Source organism: Exiguobacterium sp. s5, assembly GCF_018618075.1.
GTDB lineage: Bacteria > Bacillota > Bacilli > Exiguobacteriales > Exiguobacteriaceae > Exiguobacterium > Exiguobacterium mexicanum_A.
The window spans coordinates 87,751-112,397 of sequence record NZ_JACSLK010000007.1; the positions used below are offsets into that span (position 1 = coordinate 87,751).

At 53.6% G+C, this 24,647-nt stretch carries 16 protein-coding genes and 1 pseudogene; 4 read left to right on the forward strand and 13 right to left on the reverse strand.

Annotated features, from left to right (window positions below; all coding sequences use genetic code 11):
- Positions 1 to 44: 44 nt before the first annotated feature.
- Positions 45 to 1,390 (forward strand): annotated as a pseudogene (locus KNP60_RS13700) (IS1182 family transposase); the annotation flags it as partial.
- Positions 1,391 to 1,533: 143 nt separating this feature from the next.
- Here KNP60_RS13700 and KNP60_RS13705 read toward each other — a convergent pair.
- From KNP60_RS13705 to adhE, 9 genes are all read right to left on the reverse strand, one after another.
- Entirely contained in the window at positions 1,534 to 3,513 is a 1,980-nt protein-coding gene (locus KNP60_RS13705; RefSeq protein ID WP_214797725.1) for a methyl-accepting chemotaxis protein, read from the reverse strand.
- Between the two features lie 171 nt (positions 3,514 to 3,684).
- Positions 3,685 to 4,152 (reverse strand): SRPBCC domain-containing protein, encoded by a 468-nt coding sequence (locus tag KNP60_RS13710; protein ID WP_214797726.1) that lies wholly within the window; start codon positions 4,150 to 4,152, stop codon positions 3,685 to 3,687.
- A gap of 74 nt (positions 4,153 to 4,226) precedes the next feature.
- Complete coding sequence (locus KNP60_RS13715) at positions 4,227 to 4,619, reverse strand: hypothetical protein (RefSeq protein ID WP_214797727.1); 393 nt, start codon at positions 4,617 to 4,619, stop codon at positions 4,227 to 4,229.
- 198 nt (positions 4,620 to 4,817) lie between these two features.
- Positions 4,818 to 5,339 (reverse strand): GNAT family N-acetyltransferase, encoded by a 522-nt coding sequence (locus tag KNP60_RS13720; RefSeq protein ID WP_138859476.1) that lies wholly within the window; start codon positions 5,337 to 5,339, stop codon positions 4,818 to 4,820.
- Positions 5,340 to 5,472: 133 nt separating this feature from the next.
- Positions 5,473 to 7,380 (reverse strand): PTS fructose transporter subunit IIABC, encoded by a 1,908-nt coding sequence (locus KNP60_RS13725; protein ID WP_214797728.1) that lies wholly within the window; start codon positions 7,378 to 7,380, stop codon positions 5,473 to 5,475.
- Positions 7,377 to 8,306: a 1-phosphofructokinase gene (pfkB, locus tag KNP60_RS13730; protein ID WP_214797729.1), complete on the reverse strand. Its 930-nt coding sequence runs from the start codon at positions 8,304 to 8,306 to the stop codon at positions 7,377 to 7,379. The genes KNP60_RS13725 and pfkB overlap by 4 nt, the downstream gene beginning before the upstream one ends.
- Positions 8,303 to 9,049 carry a DeoR/GlpR family DNA-binding transcription regulator gene (locus KNP60_RS13735; protein ID WP_034777464.1) on the reverse strand — a complete coding sequence of 249 codons (747 nt, stop codon included), beginning with the start codon at positions 9,047 to 9,049 and terminating at the stop codon, positions 8,303 to 8,305. Before KNP60_RS13735 ends, pfkB begins: the two co-directional genes overlap by 4 nt.
- 139 nt (positions 9,050 to 9,188) lie before the next feature.
- The gene (locus KNP60_RS13740; protein ID WP_214797730.1) at positions 9,189 to 10,100 is read right to left on the reverse strand and encodes an alpha/beta hydrolase; all 912 of its coding nucleotides are present in this window, start codon (positions 10,098 to 10,100) and stop codon (positions 9,189 to 9,191) included.
- A 718-nt stretch (positions 10,101 to 10,818) separates the two neighbouring features.
- Positions 10,819 to 13,410: a bifunctional acetaldehyde-CoA/alcohol dehydrogenase gene (adhE, locus tag KNP60_RS13745; protein ID WP_214797731.1), complete on the reverse strand. Its 2,592-nt coding sequence runs from the start codon at positions 13,408 to 13,410 to the stop codon at positions 10,819 to 10,821.
- A gap of 385 nt (positions 13,411 to 13,795) precedes the next feature.
- On the opposite strand from adhE, the gene KNP60_RS13750 reads away from it, so the two are divergent.
- The 3 genes from KNP60_RS13750 to KNP60_RS13760 all read left to right on the forward strand — a co-directional run bounded on the left by KNP60_RS13750 (position 13,796) and on the right by KNP60_RS13760 (position 16,500).
- On the forward strand, positions 13,796 to 14,242 hold the full coding sequence (locus KNP60_RS13750; RefSeq protein ID WP_034777458.1) for a MarR family winged helix-turn-helix transcriptional regulator: 447 nt from the start codon (positions 13,796 to 13,798) through the stop codon (positions 14,240 to 14,242).
- A 79-nt stretch (positions 14,243 to 14,321) separates the two neighbouring features.
- Positions 14,322 to 15,032, forward strand: coding sequence for a YebC/PmpR family DNA-binding transcriptional regulator (locus tag KNP60_RS13755; RefSeq protein ID WP_034777456.1), 711 nt, complete (start codon positions 14,322 to 14,324; stop codon positions 15,030 to 15,032).
- A 148-nt stretch (positions 15,033 to 15,180) separates the two neighbouring features.
- Positions 15,181 to 16,500: a Na+/H+ antiporter family protein gene (locus KNP60_RS13760; RefSeq protein ID WP_214797732.1), complete on the forward strand. Its 1,320-nt coding sequence runs from the start codon at positions 15,181 to 15,183 to the stop codon at positions 16,498 to 16,500.
- A gap of 149 nt (positions 16,501 to 16,649) precedes the next feature.
- Here the strand turns inward: KNP60_RS13760 and KNP60_RS13765 are convergent, their stop codons facing one another.
- The 4 genes from KNP60_RS13765 to KNP60_RS13780 form a co-directional block, all read right to left on the reverse strand.
- On the reverse strand, positions 16,650 to 18,101 hold the full coding sequence (locus tag KNP60_RS13765) for a glutamate synthase subunit beta (RefSeq protein WP_214797733.1): 1,452 nt from the start codon (positions 18,099 to 18,101) through the stop codon (positions 16,650 to 16,652).
- Positions 18,098 to 22,537 carry a glutamate synthase large subunit gene (gene gltB / locus KNP60_RS13770; RefSeq protein ID WP_214797734.1) on the reverse strand — a complete coding sequence of 1,480 codons (4,440 nt, stop codon included), beginning with the start codon at positions 22,535 to 22,537 and terminating at the stop codon, positions 18,098 to 18,100. Before gltB ends, KNP60_RS13765 begins: the two co-directional genes overlap by 4 nt.
- Positions 22,538 to 22,814: 277 nt before the next feature.
- Positions 22,815 to 23,564 (reverse strand): TspO/MBR family protein, encoded by a 750-nt coding sequence (locus tag KNP60_RS13775; RefSeq protein ID WP_034777451.1) that lies wholly within the window; start codon positions 23,562 to 23,564, stop codon positions 22,815 to 22,817.
- Between the two features lie 217 nt (positions 23,565 to 23,781).
- Positions 23,782 to 24,594 carry an aldo/keto reductase gene (locus KNP60_RS13780; RefSeq protein WP_034777450.1) on the reverse strand — a complete coding sequence of 271 codons (813 nt, stop codon included), beginning with the start codon at positions 24,592 to 24,594 and terminating at the stop codon, positions 23,782 to 23,784.
- Between the last annotated feature and the right edge of the window lie 53 nt (positions 24,595 to 24,647).

A 24,647-nucleotide genomic window follows, 5' to 3' on the forward strand; every position in this document is an offset into this window, starting at 1 on the left:
ATGTATGGACCGTCACCGCCTCCGAACAGGAAGGGGAATCAATCATGTACCGAGCCCACATCGCCAAACGCCATGAACCGATCCACACCGCGGCCTCGTTGGACCAGTTGGTCCCGAAAGACCATCTCGTCCGCAAGATCGACCGCCATGTCGACTTCTCCATCGTCCATCGTCTGTGCGCACCACTCTATTCGAACACCGGGCAGCCCGGCATCGATCCGGAGATCCTCATCAAAATCATCCTCCTCGGCCCTTTGTTCAACATCCGATCCGTCCGCCAAACCATCAAAGAAATCGAGACAAACCTGGCGTACCGATGGTTCCTCGGGCTCGGAATGGACGAGAAAGTCCCTGACCATTCGACGATCAGCCAAGCCTACCGGCGACGGTTCGCCGGGACGGACGTCTTTCAACAAATTTTTGACGACATCATCCATCAGGCGGAGGCGCATAACCTCGTCTCGGGACGGATCCTCCTCACGGATTCGACACATATCCGGGCGAACGCCAGCAAGAAGAAGTTCGACAAGACCGAGGTCGACGCGGTCGTCACCGCGGTCGAGGATGAACTGTTGGCGCGCGTGAACGAGGATCGGTCCGCGCACGGAAAAAAGCGCTAGAGCCCGCCGAGCCCGGCGAACCTAAAAAGAAGGTGAGCAAGGTGAGCCGTACCGATCCCGAGGCGGGCTACATGTATCGGACCCGGAAGCCGGAAGGCTTCTTTTGGCTCGTCCACCGAACGGTCGACGCAAAGTATAACTTCATCGTCGATGCCTACGTCACGCCGGGGAACGTGCATGACAGCAGCGTCTATCTGGAGCGTCTGGACTACATTCTTCAGCATTTCGCCTTCCCGCTCGAGGCGGTGGCGCTCGACGCGGGCTATTTCTCAACGGAGATCGCCAAGTCGCTCGTCACTCGCGGCATCTATAGCGTCATCTCGAGACGCCGCTTCGGCGGCAAGAAAGGGAAGTTCCGAAAGTCCAAATTCACCTACCTCGCGGATGAGGACGCCTATCGCTGCCCGGCCCGCCAAATCCTCCGTTACAGCACGACGACCCGCCAAGGATACCGCCAATACGTGTCCGACCCGAAAGTCTGTCAAGACTGCCCGCTCCTCGAAAAATGCATGGAGAACGAGACGAACCGTCGGATCATAACGCGCCATTTGGACGAGCCGTTCCTCGAAGCGGTGAACAGGAATCGATTGACCGCATCCGGTCAATACCTATACCGTCTCCGGCCACAGACGGTGGAGCGCTCGTTCGCCGACGCGAAGGAGCTTCATGGGCTCCGCTTCACGTTCTACCGGGGCCGTGAGGCGGCCCAGCGCGCCAACCTGGTGGCAGCCACCGCACAAAACATGAAGAAGCTGGCCAACCTGTTGGCCTGGAGAGACCGTATACATACCATTTTTTCAATCTTGTGCCAGGCAGAACGCCTCAAGCTCATCGAACCTAAAAAAAGACGAACCAATTCGCTTTTTGCGAATTGGTTCGTCAACAGCCTGAGGATGCCGCAGCATCCTCTTTTTTATACATTGAAGCGTGAGACAAGCTCCTGCAACTCTTCCGCCATATCCGCGAGCGCCTTCGCGGACTGTGCGATTTCCTCCATCGAACCGAGTTGGTCCTCGGTCGTCGCCGCCACTTGTTTCGAGGCGACCGAGTTCTCGTCGGCGATATGGGCAATTTGTGTTGCCGCAGCCGATACTTCCTCGACGTTCGCCGCGATTTCTTCAACCGTCGCCGTCACGTCCTCGATGCGCGGCGTCATCGCTTGCGTTTGCGTCATGATTTTCTGGAAACGCTTGGCCGTGTTCTCCGTCGTCTCGAGCCCAGCTTTCGTATGGGCCGACACTTCTTTCATCAACTGGACCGAACGTTCCGTCTCTTGTTTGATATTATCAATCAACTCGGAAATCTGTTTCGTCGACTGTTGTGACTGTTCGGCAAGCTTTCTGACCTCGCTCGCAACGACGGCGAAGCCTTTCCCGTTCTCGCCGGCCCGTGCCGCTTCAATCGCGGCGTTCAAGGCGAGCAGGTTCGTCTGGGTCGCGATGCCGTTGATGACATCGACGATATTGCCAATCTCGTTCGACCGTTCGGCGAGCGAGTGAATGACTTTGCCGAACGTCTCGACCGACGAGTCGATCGCTTGCATCTGGACCACGTTCTCTGTGACGGCAGTCGTCCCGTCCTCAGCCTCGAGCGCGGTCTCGCGCGACAGCTCGGACACATCCGTCGAGCTCTCGGCGATGCGCATGATGCCGCCCGTGATCGCTTGGAGCGAGACGGCGTTATCATCAAGTTGACGTTTCGAATCATCCGCACCGGCGGCCATCTGTTGGACCGCTCCAGCGATTTGTTCCGAGGAGGCCGTGTTCTGAGCCGAGTTGGCCATCAATTCCTGCGACGAGGCGGCGACTTGTCCGATCGATTGATCAAGACTTTGAATGATAGCGCGCAGAGACCGCGTCATCTCATTGAAACTCGAGGAGACACGCCCGACTTCGTCATTCGATTCGACGACGATGTCTTCGGTCAAATCTCCGGCTTGAATTCGTTCAGCCCCGACGGTCAAACGATTCAATGGACGTAAAATCGAACGTAAGATGACATAGAGCAAGCCGGCTGCCAAGACGAGCATCAATCCGATCACCCCGACTGTCGTCCATAAGATTCCAGACGTCTCATCTGTGATTTCCTCATCGTAGAGCGTCCCGGCAATCTTCCACCCCGTCAACTCGTTTGTCATGAAGTCCATCTGTTTGCCTTCGTTCTCAAACTCATAAGCAAAGCGGCCCGCTTCTCCCGAATAGAGCGGTTCAATCCACTCGCCTTCTGCCTTCTCTCCGGCTGCCATCGTCGGATGGGTGACAAACTGTTGCAACGCATCAAGAATCGTCACGTAGCCTTCTTTCCCGATTTGAATGCTCGCCGCGACGGCTGCGATATCGTCGACCTCGACGTCAACCGCGATGACCCCGCGACCGTCCGTCCCTGTCTGAGACAGCGTGACCATCATCTTGTTCGAGGCCGCATCGACGTACGGGTCCGTCACAACGACGTTCCCACCGGCCGCTTCGGCCGCCTCATACCATGGACGAGTCCGCGGGTCGTAATCATCCGGTAACTCTTGTGCCGGATAAATCGTCATCTCCCCTCCCGTCGAGGCGTAGTAGATATTCGTCACGTTCGGATGCGTCTCCAAATACTCAAGAAACTTCTCTTCCAAATCAAGGTTCTCTGCCCCCGACTCATAGAGGGACGAATCAATTCGTCCGGCAAAGAACGCAACATCACGTTGGATTGGTTCAATCAAGTTGGTGATTTCATCATTCATCCGCTCCACTCCCGCGTGGGCCGACTGCATGATTTGTTCGGTGATCTTTTGTTTCGCCTGATTGTAGGCGACAAATCCAATCAATAAAGAAGGGATCAATAATAGCACCAACGACATCGTAATCAATTTTTGTTTAATGGTGATCGTACGGTCGTGCTTTCGTCTCATAAAACATCTCCCATTCCCGAGAAAACTCGTTATGTTAACCTTTGTATCGGACAGTTGGAAGAGGATGTTGACACCCTAGACAAAAAAACATCACCTTTTTCTATTTTTCGTTACTGAAACCCTTTTCATACACAAAAAGACCGTCTGTTCGCAAGAAGCGAACAAACGGTCTCAATCGTTGGTCAAATAGCGGGCCAGATTGTCGAGCGTGGAGCGAAGTCCGGCATCATGATCTTGTTTCTGGATGCCCGGCGGTACGTTCTCACAAACGATTGTGACGCACGTCCCTCCATCGAGCGCCTCCAAATACCACGTCTGAATCATCTCACCAGCAAAAGCCGGGTCTGCTGACTCGAATGTTCCGATTTGAACGATTTTCTGGCCGGGGACGAGGTCCAAAAAGCGTCCGTTCGACACATCGGTCCGGTCCGTCGTTTTGCCGGAGACGAGATCGGCTTCTTCATACGTGAGGACGAGCTGATACGTGCCGCCGACCCATGGCTCGAACACGGTCGCGCGAGCCGACATCCCTTTCGGTGGAAGCCACTCGACGAGCTCATCAGAGTTGAGAAATGCTTGATAGATCCGTTCTGGAGTTGCCTCAATCCATGCCACGGCTGTATCGATGCGTCGATTCATATCGGATCACTCCTTTAGCGCGTGCTACAGTACAGTCAGTCGTGCGGAACTTCCTTTTAAATTTCTTCGCCAAATCAACTCTCAAGATACATATCCATGCGTAACAATTCGTCTCGAAGCGGGGATAAATCTATTACCGAATGGACGCCCATCATATAGTCGTATCCAAAGAACACTTTGAACCTATACTCTTCGTCTGACTCATTCACTTTAGACTCTAACTCAGCGTAAAGCGCATTCCTTAACATGAGTCGAAGCATGTTCGGGATTTGGTCTCGTGACAGTGCCTTCCCTGGCCTCACTTTTTTACGAAGATCTCTCATCCGGATCGGATAAAGCGCATTGAACGCGCTTTTCGAAGAGGGGCGATACGCATAATCACGTCGTTCAAGATAGGAGACAGTCAATGTCTTCACTCCTAAATAACCCATGATTCGCTCAATCGCTTCAACGTAATTCGATTCCACGCGGAGATATTCCTCCAACGTGAAGACGACACCGTCAAACGTTCGGAGGATGTCCGTGATTTCCGTCCACTCGTCAATTTTTCCTCTCGTTTCAGGATGATATTTGGTTATGCTATAGATGTTCACATAGTCACCTAGCCTGTTCCTTTGTTTTGTGTGTAGTCTAAAAAAAGGACACGACAGTAGAGTCGTGTCCGATTATGCTCCGACAATCGCGTCGTGATTCCCTTTCGTCCATCCGTAGGCGACTTCACGGAGGGCAAGTTCCCCGAACAAGCGCTCTTTCGCATCGATGACTTGCCCGTCACGTTGCTCATAGAACGTGCGGTAAGGGTTCAATTCGAGCGCCCAAATGATGAGCCCGTGATTCGACATCGCTTGAATCGCTTGCTCCAGCAATAGCGAACCAATCCCGTTACGCTGATGGTCCTCTAGAATGTAAATCGCATAAATCTCATTCGGATGGTCCGGATATTCGCCCGTCCGTTCTTCCCCGTAAAGAACGAACCCGACGATTTCCTCTTCGACGATGGCGACAAACCCTTCGACTTCTCGTTTCGCGAGGGCGCTGCGGACCTTTTCAGACCACTCGATTGCGTTCGAACCGAGCTTCAAGAGAAAGTCGGCCGGCACAATTCCCCGATAGGTTGTGCGCCATCCGTTCACCCTCACCCGCGCAATCCCGTAAGCGTCTTTTGGCTCGGCTTTCCGTATGAGCATCCGTACCCCCTCCTTAGCGTAAGTTTTACAAGTATTTTACCACAAATCACCCAATCGAAATCAGACTTCTTCCAGATTTGACTGACAATCATTTGACAAAAAACGACCGTAGGAAATCCTACGGTCGTACTGGTCAAGCGACGTTACGCGTTGTTGTAGCTTGCGTCTCCGTCAATGGTTTTTTCAAGAATGAGAGGAGGAGTGCTCCAATCAAGGCTCCGGCGAGAATCGCGAGGGCGTAAAGTCCCATGCTCATGACGACGTTTCCAGCTCCTTCAAGGAGTGGGAAGACGAAGATCCCACCGTGTGGCGCTGGCAATTGGATAGCGAAGAAGGCTGACAATCCACCTGCAATCGCAGATCCGAGAATCGCTGACGGTAATACCCGAATCGGGTCGGCCGCTGCAAACGGGATAGCCGCTTCCGTGATGAATGAGGCACCCATGATATATGCTGTCTTCCCGGCTTCACGTTCTTGTTTCGAGAACTTTTGACGAGCGAACACTGTCGATGCGAGTGCGACGAGAAGCGGTGGTACCATCCCACCGGCCATGACGGCTGCCATGACTTCTTGGTTACCGGCAGTGAGTGCTGCTGTACCGAAGACGTAGGCTGTCTTGTTAATCGGACCGCCCATATCGACGGCCATCATTCCACCTACGATGACACCAAGCAAGATGGCGTTCGCGCCACTCATACCGTTAAGTGTCTCCATCAACCAAGACATGAGTGCGGCTATTGGTTCGTTGACGACGAGAAGCATGATCATCCCAGAGATGAGTGAACCGAGTAACGGGTACAACAGGACTGGCTTGATTCCTTCAAGTGTGGCTGGCAATTTCGCGAGCGCTTTCTTCAAGAAGAGGACGACATAACCAGCGAGGAAACCGGCGATGAGTCCACCGAGGAATCCGGCGTTCCCTTGACTGGCGAGTGCTCCGGCGACGAGACCTGGTGCGAGACCTGGACGGTCGGCGATTGACATCGCGATGAAACCAGCAAGAATCGGGACGAGGAAGCCGAACGCTGCGCCACCAATCGTCATAAGTTGGGCGGCGAATTCGTTGTACGACGGGTCATCCGGGTTGGCGGAGTTGATGCCCCAGAAGAAGCTGAGGGCGATCAAGAGACCACCAGCGACGACGAGAGGAAGCATCGCAGATACACCGCTCATCAAGTGCTTGTAGATACCGGTGCGCTGTTCTTTTTGCTGACCTGATTTACCAGTCGCTTGATAGACCGGTCCGTCTTGTTTCACGGCCCGGTTGATCAACTCTTCCGGCTTCCGGATGCCTTGGGCGACCGGGACTTCGATGACATGTTTGCCAGCAAAACGGTCCATTTCGACGGCTTTGTCGGCTGCGACGATGATGGCAGTCGCTTTCGCGATATCGGCTGCTGTCAATTCGTTTTTGACGCCAGTCGATCCGTTCGTCTCGACTTTGATGTCGACGCCCATCGCGTCTGCTTTTTGCTTCAAGCTGTCGGCGGCCATGTACGTGTGGGCGATACCTGTTGGACACGCCGTGACGGCAAGGATGTAAGGAGCATCGGCTTGAACCGGTTTCGAAGCGACAGGAGCCGCCTCGGCTGCTTCTTTTTCTTCGATGGCCCGGATGACGTCATCTTCTGACGTGGCCGCATAGAGACGTTCTTGGAAAGCTGGGTCCATAAGGAAGACGGATAATTTCGAAAGTGTTTCCAAGTGTTCGTTATTGGCGTGTTCTCCGGCCGCGATCATGAAGAACAAGCGGCTGTCTTGGCCGTCGAGTGCCTCGTAATCGATGCCTTCCGAGCGTCCGAAAGCGATGGCCGGTTGTTTGACGGCTTTCGTCTTCGCGTGCGGGATGGCAATCCCTTCACCGAGTCCGGTCGTGCTTTGTGCCTCACGCGCGAGGATGGCGTCGCGATAGCCGTTGCGGTCCGATAGTTTGCCGGCGCGGTCGAGCACGTCGACGAGTTCTTCGATGACTTCGGCTTTCGAACGGCTGCGGAGATTCAGTTGAATCGTGTCTTTTTTAAGAAGATCCGTGATGTTCATGTTGTTTCCTCCAATCGAGATAGTGGGGTGACGCTGACTTCGCCGACCAAGCGGTCCACGTCTTGTTTTGTGCACAGCCCGAACGTATATGCAGACGCGCTGCCGGTCGTGACCGCATAGCGGAACGCCTCGGTTGCGTCGTGGTCTAGAATGTTGGCGACGAATCCGGCGACGAGTGAATCGCCTGCGCCGACCGAGTTGACAAGTTTACCGCTCGGTGTATTCGCCGTATAAGCGCCTGAAGCGTTGACGAGCATGGCACCATCACCGGCGAACGAGACGATCACGTTTTGAGCACCGCGTTCGACCAACTGCTCCGCGTATGGGAGCGCCTGCTCGAACGTCTCAATGTCTGTATCGAACAGCTCACCGAGTTCATGATGATTCGGTTTGATCATGAGCGGTTTGAGTGCGAGCACTTCGAGCATTGCTTCCTTCGTCGTATCGACGACGAACTCGGCACCGTTCGCGCGGACCGTCTCGGCGAGCGTCCGGTAGAGCGTATCCGGCAAGTTGCCCGGGATGCTTCCAGCGAGCACGACGATGTCGCCCGGTTGGACGTGATCGAATTGACGCGTCAACTGTTCAAGTTCCGTGTCCGAGATGACGGGACCACTTGCGTTCAATTCCGTTTCTTCTTGCGCCCGGATCTTGACGTTGATCCGCGTTTGTCCGTCGACTTCGACGAAATCGGTTTGGACGCCTTTGTCCGTCAACGCCTTCTTGATGAAGTCTCCAGTCGTACCGCCGACGAATCCTAACGCGACCGTGTCGACATCGTATTCGCGTAAGACGAACGCGACGTTGATTCCTTTTCCGCCGGCACGCTGTGTCGTCTCTTGAATTCGGTTGACTTCTCCGAGGACGACTTCAGGGAGAGTGACGTAGTAATCGATTGAGGGATTGAGGGTTAATGTGTAAATCATTGGGCGTTCACCACCTTTGTGATTGATTGGATCGAGCTGATGTATGGCGTGTCACCAAATGTGACGAGTGTGGCTGCATCGAGTGATGCCACACGGCTGAACGAACGTTTCCCGAATTTTGAATCGTCCGCCAAGATATACGCCTCACGGGCCAAGTCGATCGCTGTCTTTTTGACGAGTGCCTCTTCCGGGTCCGGGGTCGTGTACCCGGCTTCTAAGTCTACGCCGTTAATTCCGAGAAATGCGAGGTCGACCCGATAGTTCATCATGCTCTCGCGAGCGTTATAGCCGACGAGTGCCTGTGTCGACCGTTTCAACTCGCCGCCGATCACGAACGTTTTAATATCGAGATCGAACAAGTCGTTGGCGATCGGTAAACTGTTCGTCACGACGATGACGTCTTTTCCGTTTAAGAAAGGAACCATCGCTTGCGTCGTCGTCCCGGCATCGAGATAGACGGACATCCCATCTTCGATGAATGTCGCGGCCTTCCGTGCGATCGCGACTTTCTCATCGACGTGTTGATCTCGTTTCTCTTCGAACGTCGGCTCTTCTTCGTAGCGGGCCACGAGCGTTGCACCGCCATGAACCCGTTCGAGATAACCTTCGGCTTCAAGGTCGGTCAAATCCCGGCGAATCGTCGACTCCGACGATGCCGTCAACTCGACCAATTCTTTCAATTTGACGATCTTTTGCTCCGACAGACGTTGCAAAATCAGTTGATGTCGTTGTTTCGTTAACATCGTATTCCCTCCGTAGCTCTAATATAAAGCGTTTTCATTTAAAAAACAATCATAAACATTCAAAATCATTCATTATTTTTTGGATTGTCACAATTATAACATAAAAAACGGTCACTTAGTGACCGTTTTTGGTGGTTCGTTATCGTTTCATCAACCAATCGTTCAATTGATGGATGAGTTCGGGATGGAGCGGTGCCTCGATGGCGTCCCGGTATTCCTTATGGAGCGTGAGGAGTGAGTGCGGACTCGTCCGCTCGACGAGCAAGTGGTTCATGTCGTGAATGATTTGGCTGTCGACGTCCCCTTTCGTCCGAATCGAATGGACGTGCTCCGGTGGGACTTGGACGTCACGGTCGCCGGTGATAGCGAGCACGGGAACACGCACATGTTCGAGCCGCTCCCGGACGTCATAGGATGCATGCTCGCGAATCCATTTGGCGTTGACGACTTGCCCGCGGTATTTGAACGCGGCGACGTTCGTCCGCAGTGACCGTTCGAGCAAATCGTCTTGACGTTGGCGAACTTTTTTCGGCACACCGGTCAACCGGTAAAACATCCCCTTCAGCCCTTTGACCGAAGCGATTTCTTTCGCTAACGCATCGGCCTGGTGGAGAAACATCTTCTTCGACGAGTCGTTAAAACCGGCGAGAAGAATCAATCCGGCCGCATTCGTATCGAGCTGGACTGCCGGCGCGATGACGGCCCCTTCGCTATGACCGAGCACATAGACTTCGTGGACGTCTGGCTCACGCTTAATCGCGTTGACGACATCGATCGCGTCGGTCACCAAGTCATGCAGCCCGACTTTATTGAAGTCGCCGTCCGATGCACCGATGCCTTGCTTGTCATAGCGGTAGACGTTGACACCCATCTCGAACAGCGCCTCCGCCAATTTTTTATACGTATTGAACTGGACTGGCCCGACGTTCCCGTCCCGGTCGCTCGGTCCGCTCCCGCTGAGCAGGACGACCGTCTTCCGGGGTTGTTCGTGGGTCAGCCATGTGCCAGCCAATTGTCCATAATTCGTTGTCACGTTCAGTTGTCGTTCCATTATATCGCCTCCCCTTTCATCATACCGGACATGATGTCGTGTATCGAGCAAAACAAAAGGTCGAGTTCGTCTGATGTTTCGACGTTTTGGAGCAAACTGTTAAAGAGATGAATCTCTCGTAACAAATATGATTATACGAAAGGATAATTATTCCATTTGTCGAAAGGTCTGGTTATGATTGTGCGTCTAATTTACGTCACGTAGTAATCGTTTACTGGAACTTCAATTTCAATCAAGGAGAGGAATACAAGAATGCTAGAGAAAATAGTAAGACATAGTTGGAATGTCCTATCTGGTTTGTTCGTCTTGTTAAATTCGGTTGGGTTGACGATTGGCCGAGCCGTTTTTGCGGAAACGGATACCCCACATTATCGATGGTACTTTATGTTGTGGTTCGTATTATGGACAATCGGTTTCTTATTACAATTTAGAGAGCGGACGAAATGGATTGGTTTGTTGATTACGTTTATTCCAACGGTTTTTTATCTGCTTCTTGTACTGCGAGCGATGGAACTTATATCGTTTTAAATGCATCTGTTTAAACCATTATGGGATTTTGATTGATTTCGGCTTACACGAAAAGAAATGGGCTGAGATGGCCATCAAGTTTGTCGTCTGGTTCAACGCCATCGCATTATCCGTTATCCTCTTATTCATTGGACTCTCCCTCATTGCATGAAAAAGGCGGCCACTCGTTTGAGTGGCCGCCTTCCGTTGATTATACGCCTTCGTATGCAGCGTACATGATCTCTTTCAATTCTTCGACGAGCGGCATTTTCGGGTTGGCCGTCGTACATTGGTCTTCGAACGCGTCGACTGCCATCTTGTCGACTTTCGCGTCGAGGTCCGCTTTCTTGATGCCTTGGGCTTTGAACGAGAGCTTGATGTTCAAGCGCTGACCGAGCTCGATGATCGCTTGGATGAGCGACTCGACGCCTTCTTCCGTCGTGCTAGCTGGAAGTCCGAGGTAGCGCGCGATTTCAGCGTAACGCTCGTCGGCGATGAATGACTCATATTTCGGGAACGCCGCGAGTTTCGATGGGCGTGTCGCGTTATAGCGGATGACGTGCGGCATAAGGATCGCGTTCGTCCGTCCGTGTGGGACATGGAACTCGCCACCGATTTTGTGTGCGATCGAGTGGTTGATACCGAGGAACGCGTTCGCGAACGCCATACCAGCCATTGTCGATGCGTTGTGGACTTTCTGACGCGCTTCGGCGTCACTGCCGTTCTCATACGCTTTCGGGAGGTAATCGAAGATCATCTTCATCGAACGAAGAGCGAGTCCATCCGTATAGTCGTTTGCCATGACCGAAACGTAAGCTTCGATGGCGTGTGTCAACACGTCCATACCTGTATCAGCCGTGATTGAAGCTGGGACCGTCATGACGAACTCAGGGTCGACGATGGCGACGTCCGGTGTGATCGCATAGTCAGCGATCGGGTATTTGACGTTGCGTTTCTTATCTGTGATGACCGTGAACGGTGTCACTTCAGAACCCGTACCTGATGTTGTCGGGATGGCGACGAACATCGACTTGTTGCCGAGTGTCGGGAACTTGTACGTCCGCTTGCGGATATCCATGAATTTTTGGCGAAGGTTCGAGAACTTCTCTTCTGGGCGTTCGTAGAAGAGCCACATGCCTTTCGCGGCATCCATCGGCGATCCACCGCCGAGTGCGATAATCATGTCTGGTTGGAAGTGACGCATTGCTTCGGCACCACGCATGACCGTCTCGACCGATGGGTCTGGCTCGACTTGGTCGAAGATGCGATACTCGACACCAGCCGGCAAGTTTTTGACGACTTTATCGGCAAATCCGAGTTTGACCATCATTTCATCTGTAACGATCATCGCCCGTTTTTTTGATGTGAGCGATTGAAGGTATTGGATCGAGTTTTTCTCAAAGTAAATCTTTTCAGGGACTTTAAACCATTGCATATTCACGCGACGTCTCGCCACCTTTTTCACGTTGAGTAGATGTTTCGCCGTCACGTTCTCAGAGACGGAGTTTTTACCGTACGACCCACAACCGAGTGTGAGTGATGGTGTCATTTCGTTATAGAGGTCACCGATCCCGCCGTGTGCCGTTGGTGAGTTGACGATGATGCGGCAAGCTTTCATCCGGAGTCCGAATGCGAGGATGGCGTCGTCGTCTGTCGAGTGGATGGCTGCCGTATGACCGAGACCACCGATTTCAAGCATCTTCTCAGCGATGGCGAAACCTTCTTCACGCGATTGGACTTTGTAGGCTCCGAGTACTGGGCTAAGTTTCTCGTGTGAGAGCAATTCTGTCGCGCCGACCGTCTCGAGTTCGGCAATCAAGATTTTCGTGTCGGCCGGAACACTAAGTCCAGCTTTCTCGGCGATCCAGGCTGCAGGCTTCCCGACGATTTCAGGGTTGACCGCACAAGAGTCTGTTTTAATGACGAGTGTCTCGAGTTTTGCTTTCTCTTCTGGTGAGCAGAAGTAGCAACCGAGCGCCGTCATTTCGGCTTTCACTTCTTCGTAAACTTCTTGGTCGACGATGATCGCTTGTTCAGATGCACAGATCATCCCGTTATCGAACGTTTTCGACAAGATGACGTCCGAGATGGCACGTTTTACTTTTGCTGTCTTGTCGATGTAGGCTGGAACGTTACCAGGACCGACACCGAGGGCCGGTTTACCAGTTGAATAGGCTGATTTGACCATCGCCGCACCGCCTGTTGCGAGGACCATGGCGACTCCTGGGTGGTTCATAAGCGCTTTCGTCGCGTCGAGTGACGGTTTTTCAACCCATTGAATCAAATGTTCCGGTGCGCCGGCTTCGATGGCTGCGTCACGAAGGATGCGGGCCGCTTCACTTGAACACTGTTGTGCCGACGGGTGGAAGCCGAAGATGATCGGGTTACGTGTTTTGATGGCGATGATTGCTTTGAACATCGTCGTTGATGTCGGGTTCGTGACCGGTGTGACCCCGGCGACGACACCGACTGGTTCCGCGATGTACGTGATGCCGTTTTGCTCATCGTCTTCGATGACGCCGACCGTCTTCTCACCACGGAGTGAGTTATAAATATATTCTGTCGCAAAGATGTTTTTGATCATCTTATCTTCAAACACACCGCGACCAGTTTCTTCATATGCATGTTTCGCGAGTGCGACGTGTTGTTCGAGACCGGCTAGCGCCATCGCCTGAACGATCGCATCGATTTTCTCTTGATCAAACGTCATCAACGTGTCGAGCGCTGTATGTGCTCGTGTGACGAGCGTGTCGACCATCTGTTCTGCTGATGTTTCCACTACTGCTTTCTCTTTAACTGCCATGTTGGGTTCCTCCTCATGAATGAGAGCTTATACTGCTGACTTGATGGAGAGCACGGGGCGATCAGTGGTTTGATAAGAGTTTGTGCTTTCCTTCACATTCATAGAATACAACGTTTCCGACAATTTGTGCGTGACAACAATGTGAACTCTTTCACAATATTTTTTTGAAGAATGAGGATAGGTCTTGCTTTTTGATAGGACGCTCAGTAAAATCGTATGCGTTTTCATGAAAAGATGAAGTCTTACAAATGTAAACGCTTACATATATTGTGACGCTCGTTTGTCTGATGTGCTGTGCAATTTGTCACGCAACAAGGATTGGTCGTCCACCCCGCCCTCGGTCGTGTATAATGAAGAAAGAACCTAATTAGGAAGTGACATGACTATGCCGAGACAAGATGCAGCCGATCAGTTCGTAAAACTGATTCCATTAATCCGCAGGAAGTTGTTACGCCGTTCCGACCTCCCGCAAATCCCTAACTTGAACTTTTCCCACTTTCATCTCCTCATGTTGATTGAGGATGAAGGCGCCGTGACGAACGGACACATCAGCGAGACGCTATCGATCGCCCCGCCGAACGTGACGCCGCTCATCACGAAGCTCGTCGATGAGGGCTACATCACCCGCGTGCCGGACGAGCGTGACCGCCGTGTCATCTGGAACCAGTTGACCGACAAAGGTGAGCTCGTTCTTCGCGAGCGGCGCGACTCGTTTCGACGCTTGTTCGAGGACCGCCTCGCTTTTTTAGACGAAGAAGAGACGGATCGATTGATCGACAGCCTGAAGACGTTGACGGAGATCGTCGAGAAAATGGATAAGAGCGAGGGATGATTTTTACTCGTCAACATCCACGTCTTCTTATATAATCGAGGATGAATCAATCGAACAATGGAAAGAGAGATGACATGTAATGGGTCGTAAATGGAACAACATTAAAGAGAAAAAGGCGTCAAAAGACGCCAATACGAGTCGCATTTATGCGAAGTTCGGCCGTGAAATCTACGTAGCCGCCCGCCAAGGGGAACCAGATCCAGAATCAAACCAAGCGCTCAAATTCGTCGTTGAACGGGCGAAGACGTACAACGTCCCACGCGCCATCATCGACCGCGCCATCGACAAGGCGAAAGGCGGCGACGAAGAGAACTTCGATGAACTCCGCTATGAAGGGTTCGGACCGAACGGCTCGATGCTCATCGTCGACACGCTCACGAACAACGTCAACCGGACGGCGTCTGAAGTCCGCGCCGCTTTCGGCAAAAACGGCGGCAACATGGGTGTCAGCGGATCGGTCGCTTACATGTTCGACGCGACGGCCGTCATCGGTGTCAGCGGCATGAGTGCCGACGACGTGCTCGAACTCATGATGGAGCACGATCTTGACGTTCGCGATGTCATCGAAGAAGATGAGACGATTATCGTTTATGCGGAACCAGAAGCGTTCCATGCCGTCCAGACTGCTTTCAAAGCTGCAGGCATCGAGACGTTTGAAGTCGCCGAGTTGACGATGTTGCCACAAAACGAGATCGCCCTCGACGACGAGTCGAAAGAACAATTCGAAAAACTGCTCGACGTCCTCGAAGATCTCGAAGACGTGCGCCAGGTGTACCATAACGTTGAATGATCATGAACGAGCGATAACTTTTCGGAGTTATCGCTTTTTTTGAACAATCGATTTGACAACCCGAAAAACGTATGTTAAATTTCAAAAGTCTTTATCATATTAAAGTGATAACAAGAGAAAGAGTTTTGAAAGAAAGGTGTTGGAATTGATGAATGCTGTTTTATTAGCTGTTATCGTATTATTCGCTCTCGCGATCAGTCGAGTTCACATCGTCTTATCGCTTATCCTCGCCGCCGTCGTCGGTGGTCTCGTCGGAGGTCTCGGTTTCAACGACACGTTGACCGCCTTCAGCGACGGTCTTGGCGGAGGGGCTACCATCGCCCTCAGTTACGCGCTACTCGGCGCGTTCGCCGTCGGTTTGTCAAAAACAGGGCTCCCAGACGTCCTGGCTGAAAAGTTGATTAGCATGTCAGGCCGCGACGTCACCGGTAAGAGCGTGGCGCGCGTCAAGGCGTTGTTGCTATCATTCCTCTTATTACTAGCAATCAGTTCGCAGAACGCTTTACCAATTCACATCGCGTTCATCCCGATTGTCATCCCGCCGCTCCTCGTGCTCTTTAACGAGTTGAAGCTCGACCGCCGGCTCGTGGCGACGATTCTCACGTTCGGTCTCGTCACGCCGTATATGTTACTTCCGGTCGGATTCGGCGGCATTTACTTGAATGAGATTTTGCTGCCGAACGTGGAAACGAATGGCATGGCCGTCGGTGATGTCAATATCGTCAGCATCATGGCCATCCCAGCCCTCGGGATGCTCGTCGGTCTCGTCACCGCCTTCTTCCACTACCGGAAGCCGCGGACGTACGATACGATCCAACTCGGGCCTACTGATTACGAGATTCGGACGTTGAGCCCGCTCAAAATCTGGCTCACAGCTGCCGTCGTCCTCGTCGTGCTCGTCGTTCAACTTCAGACCGAATCGATGATCGCATCGGCCGTCTCAGGACTCATCCTGTTGACGCTGCTTCGCCTCATCCCTTGGTCAGAGGCAGACGACATCTTCACGAGCGGCATGCGCATGATGGCCTTCATCGGCTTCGTCATGATCGCAGCGAGCGGTTTCGCCGCCGTCATCCGCGCGACCGGTGCCATCGACCCGCTCGTCAGTGGCGCTAGCGGTATCATGGGCGACTCACAATTTGTCGCCGCACTCGTCATGCTCCTCGTCGGACTCGTGATCACGCTCGGTATCGGTTCGAGTTTCTCGACGATTCCAATCATCGCGGCCATCTTCGTCCCGCTTTGCATCCAGTACGGATTCTCGGTCGAGGCGACAATCGCCATCATCGGGACGGCCGGTGCACTCGGTGACGCTGGTAGCCCGGCGAGTGACTCGACGCTCGGACCGACGAGCGGGTTGAACGCCGACGGTCAACACGACCACTTGCGTGAGACGGTGTGGCCGACGTTCCTCCACTACAATATTCCGCTCATCGTCTTCGGCTTGATCGCCGCCATGGTGTTGTAATCACTTCCGATGGCGCCGAGCGTAAATCGTGCCGAGCAAGACGAGCACGAGTAAAAACCAAACCCCGGTGTACATGAGGATTTCGATAATCATTTCTGACTCCTCCTAAATGTCCATGTAAAAAGGAGCGACGAATTCGTCGCTCCTTTTTATGATGAAGTTTTTAGCTGTTGTTGACAAGTGTTCAAGTATCCGTCGACGGTATCCGCGACCTCGCGACCTTCTCGGATTGCCCAAACAATCAAACTTTGTCCCCGTCTCGCATCCCCTGCAACAAACACACCCTCGACGTTCGACGTATAGTCATGGTTCGCCTCGATGCCGACTTTCCGGAGCTCTCGCTCCGGTCGTTCGAACCCGATGGCGACAAGGACGAGATCGGCTGGATACGTCTCGACCGACCCGTCGACGACGAAGAACGTCGCCTGTCCGTCGGGTTTGACGATTTTCTCCATCCGTTCCGTCTCAATCCCGACGACACGGTCTCCATCTTTGATAACCCGGTTCGAACGAATCAAATACGTGCGCGGGTCGTGGTCGAAATGTTCAATCGCTTCCGCGTAAGCGTAATCAGTCGACAACGTGTCCGGTTGAAGCGGCCAAGGCCGCTCCGGCGCCCGGAACATGCCTTTCTCCGGGTGTTTCCCGAACTGCGTCACCGACTTGGCGCCTTGACGAATCGCCGTCGCCACGCAGTCCGCTCCCGTGTCCCCGCCACCGATGACGATGACGTCTTTTCCGTTCGCGTCGTATCGAGCGTCGAGCGATTTCCCGCCGAGCACCCGCGTCGATTCCGTCAAATAATCCATCGCCGGCTCGACGCCTGTGGCATCATCCCCATCGATGCCGAGCGTCCGTTGTTTTTGAGCCCCTGTCGCGAGAATGACGGCATCGTACGTGTGACGGAGTGACTCGATCGTCACATCGGTCCCGACGTTGACGCCCGTCTTGAAGCGAATCCCTTCTGCCTCGAGTAGCCGTACGCGACGACGGACGACGTCCTTCTCCAGCTTCATGTTCGGGATGCCATAGAACAATAGGCCGCCCGCCTCATCCGCTTTTTCATAAATTGTGACCGCATGGCCGAGTTGGTTCAATTGATCGGCCGCCGCGAGTCCGGCCGGCCCGCTGCCGATGATGGCAACACGGTGTCCGGTCCGTTTCTTGACATGGCGTGGCTTGACCCAACCTTCCTCGAACGCGCGGTCGATGATCGTCCGTTCGATCGATTTGATTGCGACCGGATCCTCGCTGATGCCGAGCGTACACGACCCTTCACACGGGGCCGGACAGACACGCCCCGTAAACTCTGGGAAGTTGTTCGTCTCCATCAATCGTTCGTAGGCCCGATACCAATCTTGCTCCGAGACGAGCTTATTCCATTCGGGAATCAAGTTGTGGATTGGACAGCCGATCGTCTCTTGACCGATCATGTCCCCGACGTGACAGAACGGGGTGCCGCAATCCATGCAACGCTCGGCTTGTTTGACGATCGGTCCGTCTTCCATCCGTGAAGCGTATTCACTGTAATCATGAATCCGTTCGAGGACGGAACGTTCTGGCAATGTCTCCCGTGGGATATCGATAAATTTATGTCTCATGCTCCCCCTCCTTCAGTCACGACGCGGAATAGTTCGAGGGCGCGGTCGGCGTCACTCAATTCCGGACGCGTCGCCTCGATGTGACGCATGACGTCAAGTACGTTCGCATAGTCACGCGGTACGACTTTGACGAAGCGTTTTCGTTCTTGCTCAAACGCCTCAAGTACGGCTCTCGCTTTCACACTGTCCGTATGGAACTGGTGCATCTCGAGCAACGCGTAAATCTGTTCGGCATCTTCATCGGTCAACTCTCGATCAATCGAGACGAGCTCTTCGTTGACAAGTTGTTCGTACGCCTGGTCCCCGTAAAGGTAGGCGACTCCGCCCGACATCCCGGCCCCAAAGTTACGACCGACCGCACCGAGGACGACGACCGTCCCACCGGTCATATACTCACAGCCGTGATCGCCGACGCCTTCTGTCACAGCGACCGCACCCGAGTTACGGACAGCAAATCGTTCTCCGACATGACCGTTGAAGAACGCCATCCCGGACGTCGCTCCGTAGAGACAGACGTTCCCAGCGATGACTTGTTCGCTCTCTTCAAACGGGGCATGTTTCTCGGCGATGACGGCGAGTTTCCCACCGCTCAAGCCTTTCCCGACGTAATCGTTCGCGTCGCCGATGACCGAGATCGTGATCCCGCTCGGCAGGAACGCCCCTAAACTTTGGCCGGCCGATCCGCTGAGGCGAAGTGAAATCGTATCCTCGGCGAGACCGACGTTGCCATGCACTTTCGTCACTTCATGCCCGAGCATCGTCCCGACGGCGCGGTCCGTGTTGCGGACGCGGCCGACGAAGAACGTCGGTTGAAGCGACTTGATCGAGCGTGATACGGCCGGGATCAATTTTCGGTGGTCATACGACTGATAGGCCGGATGCGGTAGTTCCTCTTTTTCCGGCAACGCTGTCGGAATCGATAGCATCGGTGCCAAATCAAGTGTTCTCGCTTTCGGATGTTCTTGTTTCCAGACGCTTTCCTCTAACAAGTCGGTCCGGCCGATGACGTCACGGAGCGATTTCGCGCCGAGCGAGGCTAAAATCTCTCGCACGTCTTCGGCGAGGAACGTCATCAAGTTGACGACGTGTTCGGGTTTGCCCATGAACTTCGCGCGCAAGGCCGGGTCTTGTGTGGCGACACCGACCGGACACGTGTCGAGGTGACACGCCCGCATCATGATACAACCGAGCACGACGAGCGGCGCCGTCGCGAACGCGTATTCTTCGGCGCCGAAGATGGCGGCGAGGACGATATCACGCCCGGTCATGAGCTTACCGTCGGTCTCGAGCGTGACGCGGCCCCGGAGTCCGTTCAACGCGAGCGTCTGGTGCGTCTCGAGCAGACCGAGCTCCCACGGGAGTCCCGTATGCTTGATTGATGTCCGTGGTGACGCCCCGGTTCCTCCGTCATAGCCACTGATGACAATCGTGTCGGCGTTCGCTTTGGCGACACCGGCCGCGATCGTCCCGACGCCTGACTTCGAAACGAGTTTGACGCTGATTTTCGCGTTCGGGTTGACGTGCTTCAAGTCGAAGATCAGCTGAGCCAAATCTTCAATCGAATAGATGTCGTGGTGCGGCGGTGGCGAGATGAGTCCGACACCTGGGACCGAGCCGCGCACTTCGGCGACCCATGGATATACTTTGTTCCCTGGCAATTGTCCACCCTCACCCGGCTTCGCACCTTGCGCCATCTTGATTTGAATCTCATCGGCGTGATACAAATATTCGGCCGTCACACCGAAACGACCGCTCGCGACTTGCTTGATGCGACTGACGCGTTCACTGCCGTCCTCATCAGGGGTGAACCGATTCCGATCCTCCCCGCCTTCCCCTGAGTTGCTCTTGCCGCCGATTTGGTTCATGGCGATGGCGAGCGTCTCGTGCGCCTCTTTCGACAAGGATCCGAACGACATTGCTCCCGTCTTGAAGCGGCTGACGATCGAAGTGACCGACTCGACTTCATCAATCGAAATCGCATCTTGTTGTTTGAACGCGAACAATTGACGTAAGAATTGGCCTGACGACTCGTGGAGTTTGACATAAGCGTCATAATACCGGCGCTCGTTCTCGCGGCAGGCCCGCTGGAGCAAATGAATCGTCTTCGGGTTAAAGGCGTGCTCTTCCCCATCAGCGCGCCACTGGAAATCGGCTCCGGCCTCGAGCGGTCGTTCCCGCTCGTAGGCAGCTTCATGCTGGCGGCGCGACTCTTCTTCGAGTTCAGTGAAACCGACACCGGACAACTGTGATGTCGTCCCGCGGAAATGGCGTTCGATCAAGGCACGGTCAATCCCGACCGCCTCAAAGATTTGGGCCCCACGGTAACTTTGTACGGTCGAGATCCCCATCTTCGACATGATCTTGACGATGCCATCGACCGATGCCGTCTGATAGCGGCGAACGGCTTCTGTGAACGAGTATGGCAGTTGACCGGCCTCGACCGCCTCGGCAATCGTCGCATAGGCGAGATACGGATAGACGGCGTCAGCGCCGTACCCAATCAAGGCGGCCGCTTGGTGCACTTCACGCACTTCGCCACTCTCAGCGACGAGACTGCACGACGCGCGAAGGTTGACGCGAATCAAATGTTGGTGGACGGCGCTCAAGACGAGGAGCGACGGCATCGCCAACAGGTTTTCGTTCATGCTTCGGTCTGACAAGATGATGACTTCAGCACCGTCGCGGACGAGCCCTTCGACACGTTCGAACAACGTCTCAAGGGCAGCCTCGAGGTCATGTTCGTATGTCGTCTCGACCCGTTCGACGCGAAGGGTCTCGTTCACTTGTTCGACCGCGGCCGCATCAAGGAACGGATGTTTGAGCCAGACGCGACGCGCATGACCGCGGCCGGTGTGGACCGGGTTTGCGAGTGGTCCGAGCCACGTGAACGTGGCCGTGACGATCTTCTCACGCAATGCATCGATTGGCGGGTTCGTGACTTGGGCGAAGTGCTGTTTGAAGTAATGGAACAATGAGCGTGGCCGTTCAGACAAGACCGCGACCGGTTGGTCATGACCCATCGAACCGATCGGGTCTTTCTTCTCAAGGATGAGTGGGACGAGATATTGTTCGATATCTTCTTTCGTGTAACCGAACGCCCGCTGTTTCCGGTGCAGGTCGGCGACGAACGGCTCTTCGACCGGAGACTCTTCAAGCTTAGTCATCTGCTTCAACCATTTACCGTACGGCTCGGCGCGCGCGATCGTCTGTTTGATTTCCGCGTCAGGGATGAGGCGTTTCGACTCTAAGTCGATCAATAGGAGCTGGCCTGGACGAAGTCGCTGTTTCGACTTCACGTTCTCGGCTTGTACGGGAATGACGCCGCTCTCAGACGACAAGATGAGTTCGCCATCAAGCGTCTCGATATAACGCATCGGTCGCAGTCCGTTCCGATCCAAGATGGCGCCGATTTGACGGCCGTCCGTGAAGACGACACCAGTCGGTCCATCCCAAGGCTCCATGATCGATGAATGATATTGGTAGAAGTCTTTTTTGAACGGATCTATTTTTACTTCTGCGAACGGCTCAGGGATGAGCATCATCGCCGTATGAGCGATGGAACGACCGGTCCGTGTGAAGAACTCGAAGGCGTTATCGAGCATCGACGAATCGCTGCCCGTCTCTTGAAGGACTGGGAACAGCTGATTCACGTCCTCGAACAAATCGGTCGATGTCACGCCTTCGCGCGCTCGCATCGCGTCAATATTGCCGCGGAGTGTGTTAATTTCTCCGTTGTGCACAATCATGCGGTTCGGATGGGCCCGCTCCCATGATGGGAACGTGTTCGTCGAGAAGCGAGAATGGACGATACCGAACGTGCTCTTATAGGCCGGCGCCTGCAAATCGAGATAAAACCGCTCAATCTGTTCAGGCGTCAGCATCCCTTTATAGACGATCGTCTTCGTCGATAAACTCGGCATGTATAGATTCAAGTCTTCGGTCTTCTCAATCGTCCGTCTGAGTTGGTAGAGTGTCCGCTCGTTCGAGTCGTAGTCTGCGAATGGGCAAGAAACGAACCATTGATAAATCGTCGGCTGTGTCACCCGGGCGTGTTCCCCAATGGCCAGACTATCGACCGGGACCTCACGCCAGGCGATGGTCGCATAGTCAAACTCATCGGCAATCGCTTCCATCTGCCGTTGCTTTTCTTGCAGCCGTGATTCGTCAGGTTGGAAAAAGACCATCCCGACCGCGTAGCGACCTGGTGTCGGCAAATTCATCGTCTCGAGGAACAGTTCGTGCGGTAGCTCGGTCATGATCCCCGCGCCGTCTCCGGCATCGATGACGCCTTGCCCGCCCCGGTGTTCCAGCTTACAGAGCATCGATAATGATTTACTGACAATGTCGTGTTTCTTCTCTCCGTTTAGGTTGACATATAGCCCAATGCCACATGCGTCTTTTTCGAATCGTGAATCGTACAAGCCTGTTCGCTTCATCGAATCAACCCCTCTCTCTCGATCTTGTTTCATAAATTTTATTTTGTTCTAAATATTCTGATAAATCAAGGGTCTTGTATACCATTCTGCATAATTCACGTCCACCACTATATCGATGTAAGCGGATTCATTAGCGTTATCAAGCAATTTTTGAAAACATGTTATAATGCATAAAGAATAATTATCCATAAAATATATTGATATATAGGTTCATAAGAACTCAAATAAATTCGCAAAAAAGCGGTAGTCTATTGAGCTACCGCTTCTGCTTTCGACCTTATTCAACCGTTTTTCGTGAGTGATGCAAGAATGCCCGTGGTTTTTTCCAAATGATCAAGCCGACATAACCGAGGGTGAGCAAAATCAAGGCACTGACGAGGACGACATAAAGCGTCGCATTGTCGATTCGTGCGAAGATGGCGACGTAGGCCCAGACGAAGACGAGCGGATAGATGAAGTCACGATGCCACCACATGAAGACGAGTGCGAGGACAACACCGACCATGAGCATGAGCGACGTCCAAGCCAGTTCGTCGAGCCCGAGCAACGTGGTGACATTTTCTCGGTTCATGACGACGAACACGTTGACGATCGTCGCGACGGACACCCAGCCGATATAAATCGAGAACGGGAACCGGTCGAGCCAACTTGTCGACGTCCGGAAGGCGATGTAATAGAGCCAGGCGAGCGTCGCGAGAAATGCGATCATGACGACGAGCGAAGCGATGAACCACTCGTTCGTGAACGTGAGCAACCAGAGGCCGTTCAAGATACACGAGACGAGAAAGCCCGCTTTCATCCGATTCGCCTGCCGGTTCGCAACCGACCCTTTCTTCAGTTGCAAGACGAGCCAGACGGCGAGCGCGATATAAATCACGCCCCAAATCGAGAACGCGTAGCCGGCCGGTTTGAAGTAAATATCGATTCGGTCCGACACGGCCGCATTTTCACCGCTCGCGAAGTAGTTGATGACGACTGTCGCTAAAAACGCCAGCCAGTTGATTAAAGGCCATTTTGATAAGTCCATAAGTAGGATCCTCCGAAGAAGACCTGACACCTCCTTTATTAGCATAGTTTTCTATACCCATGTGCCAACGCTCATACACATCTGGACTAGCTCTTGAATAACTCGCTGGACACATAATAAAACGACCCCGGCCTAAACCGGAGTCGTGTCAAAAAAACGGCAGTGTCACCGCATTCGGGATCGCCCACCTGAGTTCGTGGACAATAGCATCAATTGTTTAGAAGTCGATCTCATCCGGGTCCGGACCGAGGCGGTCATGCGTCGCCACGGCGTCGATTTTCGCCAAGTCGTCCGCATCGAGCGCAAAGTCGAACACTTCGAAGTTCTCTTGAATGCGGTGCGGTGTGACGGATTTCGGAAGCGCGACATTCCCCGTGTCCAAATGCCAGCGAAGCACGACTTGCGCCGGCGTCTTGCCGTGTTTCTCCGCGATCTCAGCGAAAGTCGGGATGTCGAGGAACTTCCCTTGCATGAGCGGGCTCCAGGCCTCGACTTGAATTCCCTCGTCTTGGCAATACTCGACGAGATCCGGTTGCGGCAGTTGCGGGTGCAACTCGATTTGATTGATGAGGGGCGTCATGAGACCCGCTTCTTTCAACGTTTCGAGATGGTGTTCTTTGAAGTTCGACACCCCGATTGCCTTGATTTTACCGGCCTCATAGAGGTCAATCAAATCTTTCCATGCCTCGACGAACCCGTCGACTGGCCAGTGGAGGAGGCAGAGATCCAAATAGTCCGTATCGAGTCGAGCGAGTGATTCGTCAAACGCTTCTTTCGTCCGGCGCTGGCGGATATCTTCGTTCCAAATCTTCGACGTCAAAAAGATATCTTCACGAGCGACGCCTGATGTTTGAATCCCTTTGGCGACGCCTTCTTCATTCTTATAAACGGCTGCCGTATCGATATGGCGATATCCGACTTTCAGTGCCTCGGCGACAGCCTGTGGCGCCTCCGTCTCGTTGTCGACTTGCCATACCCCAAAGCCGATCATTGGAATTTTGACACCGTTGCGTAACGTTGCGAGTTGCATACAATCATTCCCCTTTCCAATCTGTTCGAGCTGATTGTATCATACCCGTCATT

Excerpts from the sequence above, each read along its gene's own strand:
- KNP60_RS13705 (WP_214797725.1), bottom strand. The coding sequence starts at position 3,513 with ATGAGACGAAAGCACGACCGTACGATCACCATTAAACAAAAATTGATT.
- KNP60_RS13710 (WP_214797726.1), bottom strand. The coding sequence starts at position 4,152 with ATGAATCGACGCATCGATACAGCCGTGGCATGGATTGAGGCAACTCCA.
- KNP60_RS13720 (WP_138859476.1), bottom strand. The coding sequence starts at position 5,339 with ATGCTCATACGGAAAGCCGAGCCAAAAGACGCTTACGGGATTGCGCGG.
- KNP60_RS13725 (WP_214797728.1), bottom strand. The coding sequence starts at position 7,380 with ATGAACATCACGGATCTTCTTAAAAAAGACACGATTCAACTGAATCTC.
- pfkB (WP_214797729.1), bottom strand. The coding sequence starts at position 8,306 with ATGATTTACACATTAACCCTCAATCCCTCAATCGATTACTACGTCACT.
- KNP60_RS13735 (WP_034777464.1), bottom strand. The coding sequence starts at position 9,049 with ATGTTAACGAAACAACGACATCAACTGATTTTGCAACGTCTGTCGGAG.
- KNP60_RS13740 (WP_214797730.1), bottom strand. The coding sequence starts at position 10,100 with ATGGAACGACAACTGAACGTGACAACGAATTATGGACAATTGGCTGGC.
- adhE (WP_214797731.1), bottom strand. The coding sequence starts at position 13,410 with ATGGCAGTTAAAGAGAAAGCAGTAGTGGAAACATCAGCAGAACAGATG.
- KNP60_RS13750 (WP_034777458.1), top strand. The coding sequence starts at position 13,796 with ATGCCGAGACAAGATGCAGCCGATCAGTTCGTAAAACTGATTCCATTA.
- KNP60_RS13755 (WP_034777456.1), top strand. The coding sequence starts at position 14,322 with ATGGGTCGTAAATGGAACAACATTAAAGAGAAAAAGGCGTCAAAAGAC.
- KNP60_RS13760 (WP_214797732.1), top strand. The coding sequence starts at position 15,181 with ATGAATGCTGTTTTATTAGCTGTTATCGTATTATTCGCTCTCGCGATC.
- KNP60_RS13765 (WP_214797733.1), bottom strand. The coding sequence starts at position 18,101 with ATGAGACATAAATTTATCGATATCCCACGGGAGACATTGCCAGAACGT.
- gltB (WP_214797734.1), bottom strand. The coding sequence starts at position 22,537 with ATGAAGCGAACAGGCTTGTACGATTCACGATTCGAAAAAGACGCATGT.
- KNP60_RS13775 (WP_034777451.1), bottom strand. The coding sequence starts at position 23,564 with ATGGACTTATCAAAATGGCCTTTAATCAACTGGCTGGCGTTTTTAGCG.
- KNP60_RS13780 (WP_034777450.1), bottom strand. The coding sequence starts at position 24,594 with ATGCAACTCGCAACGTTACGCAACGGTGTCAAAATTCCAATGATCGGC.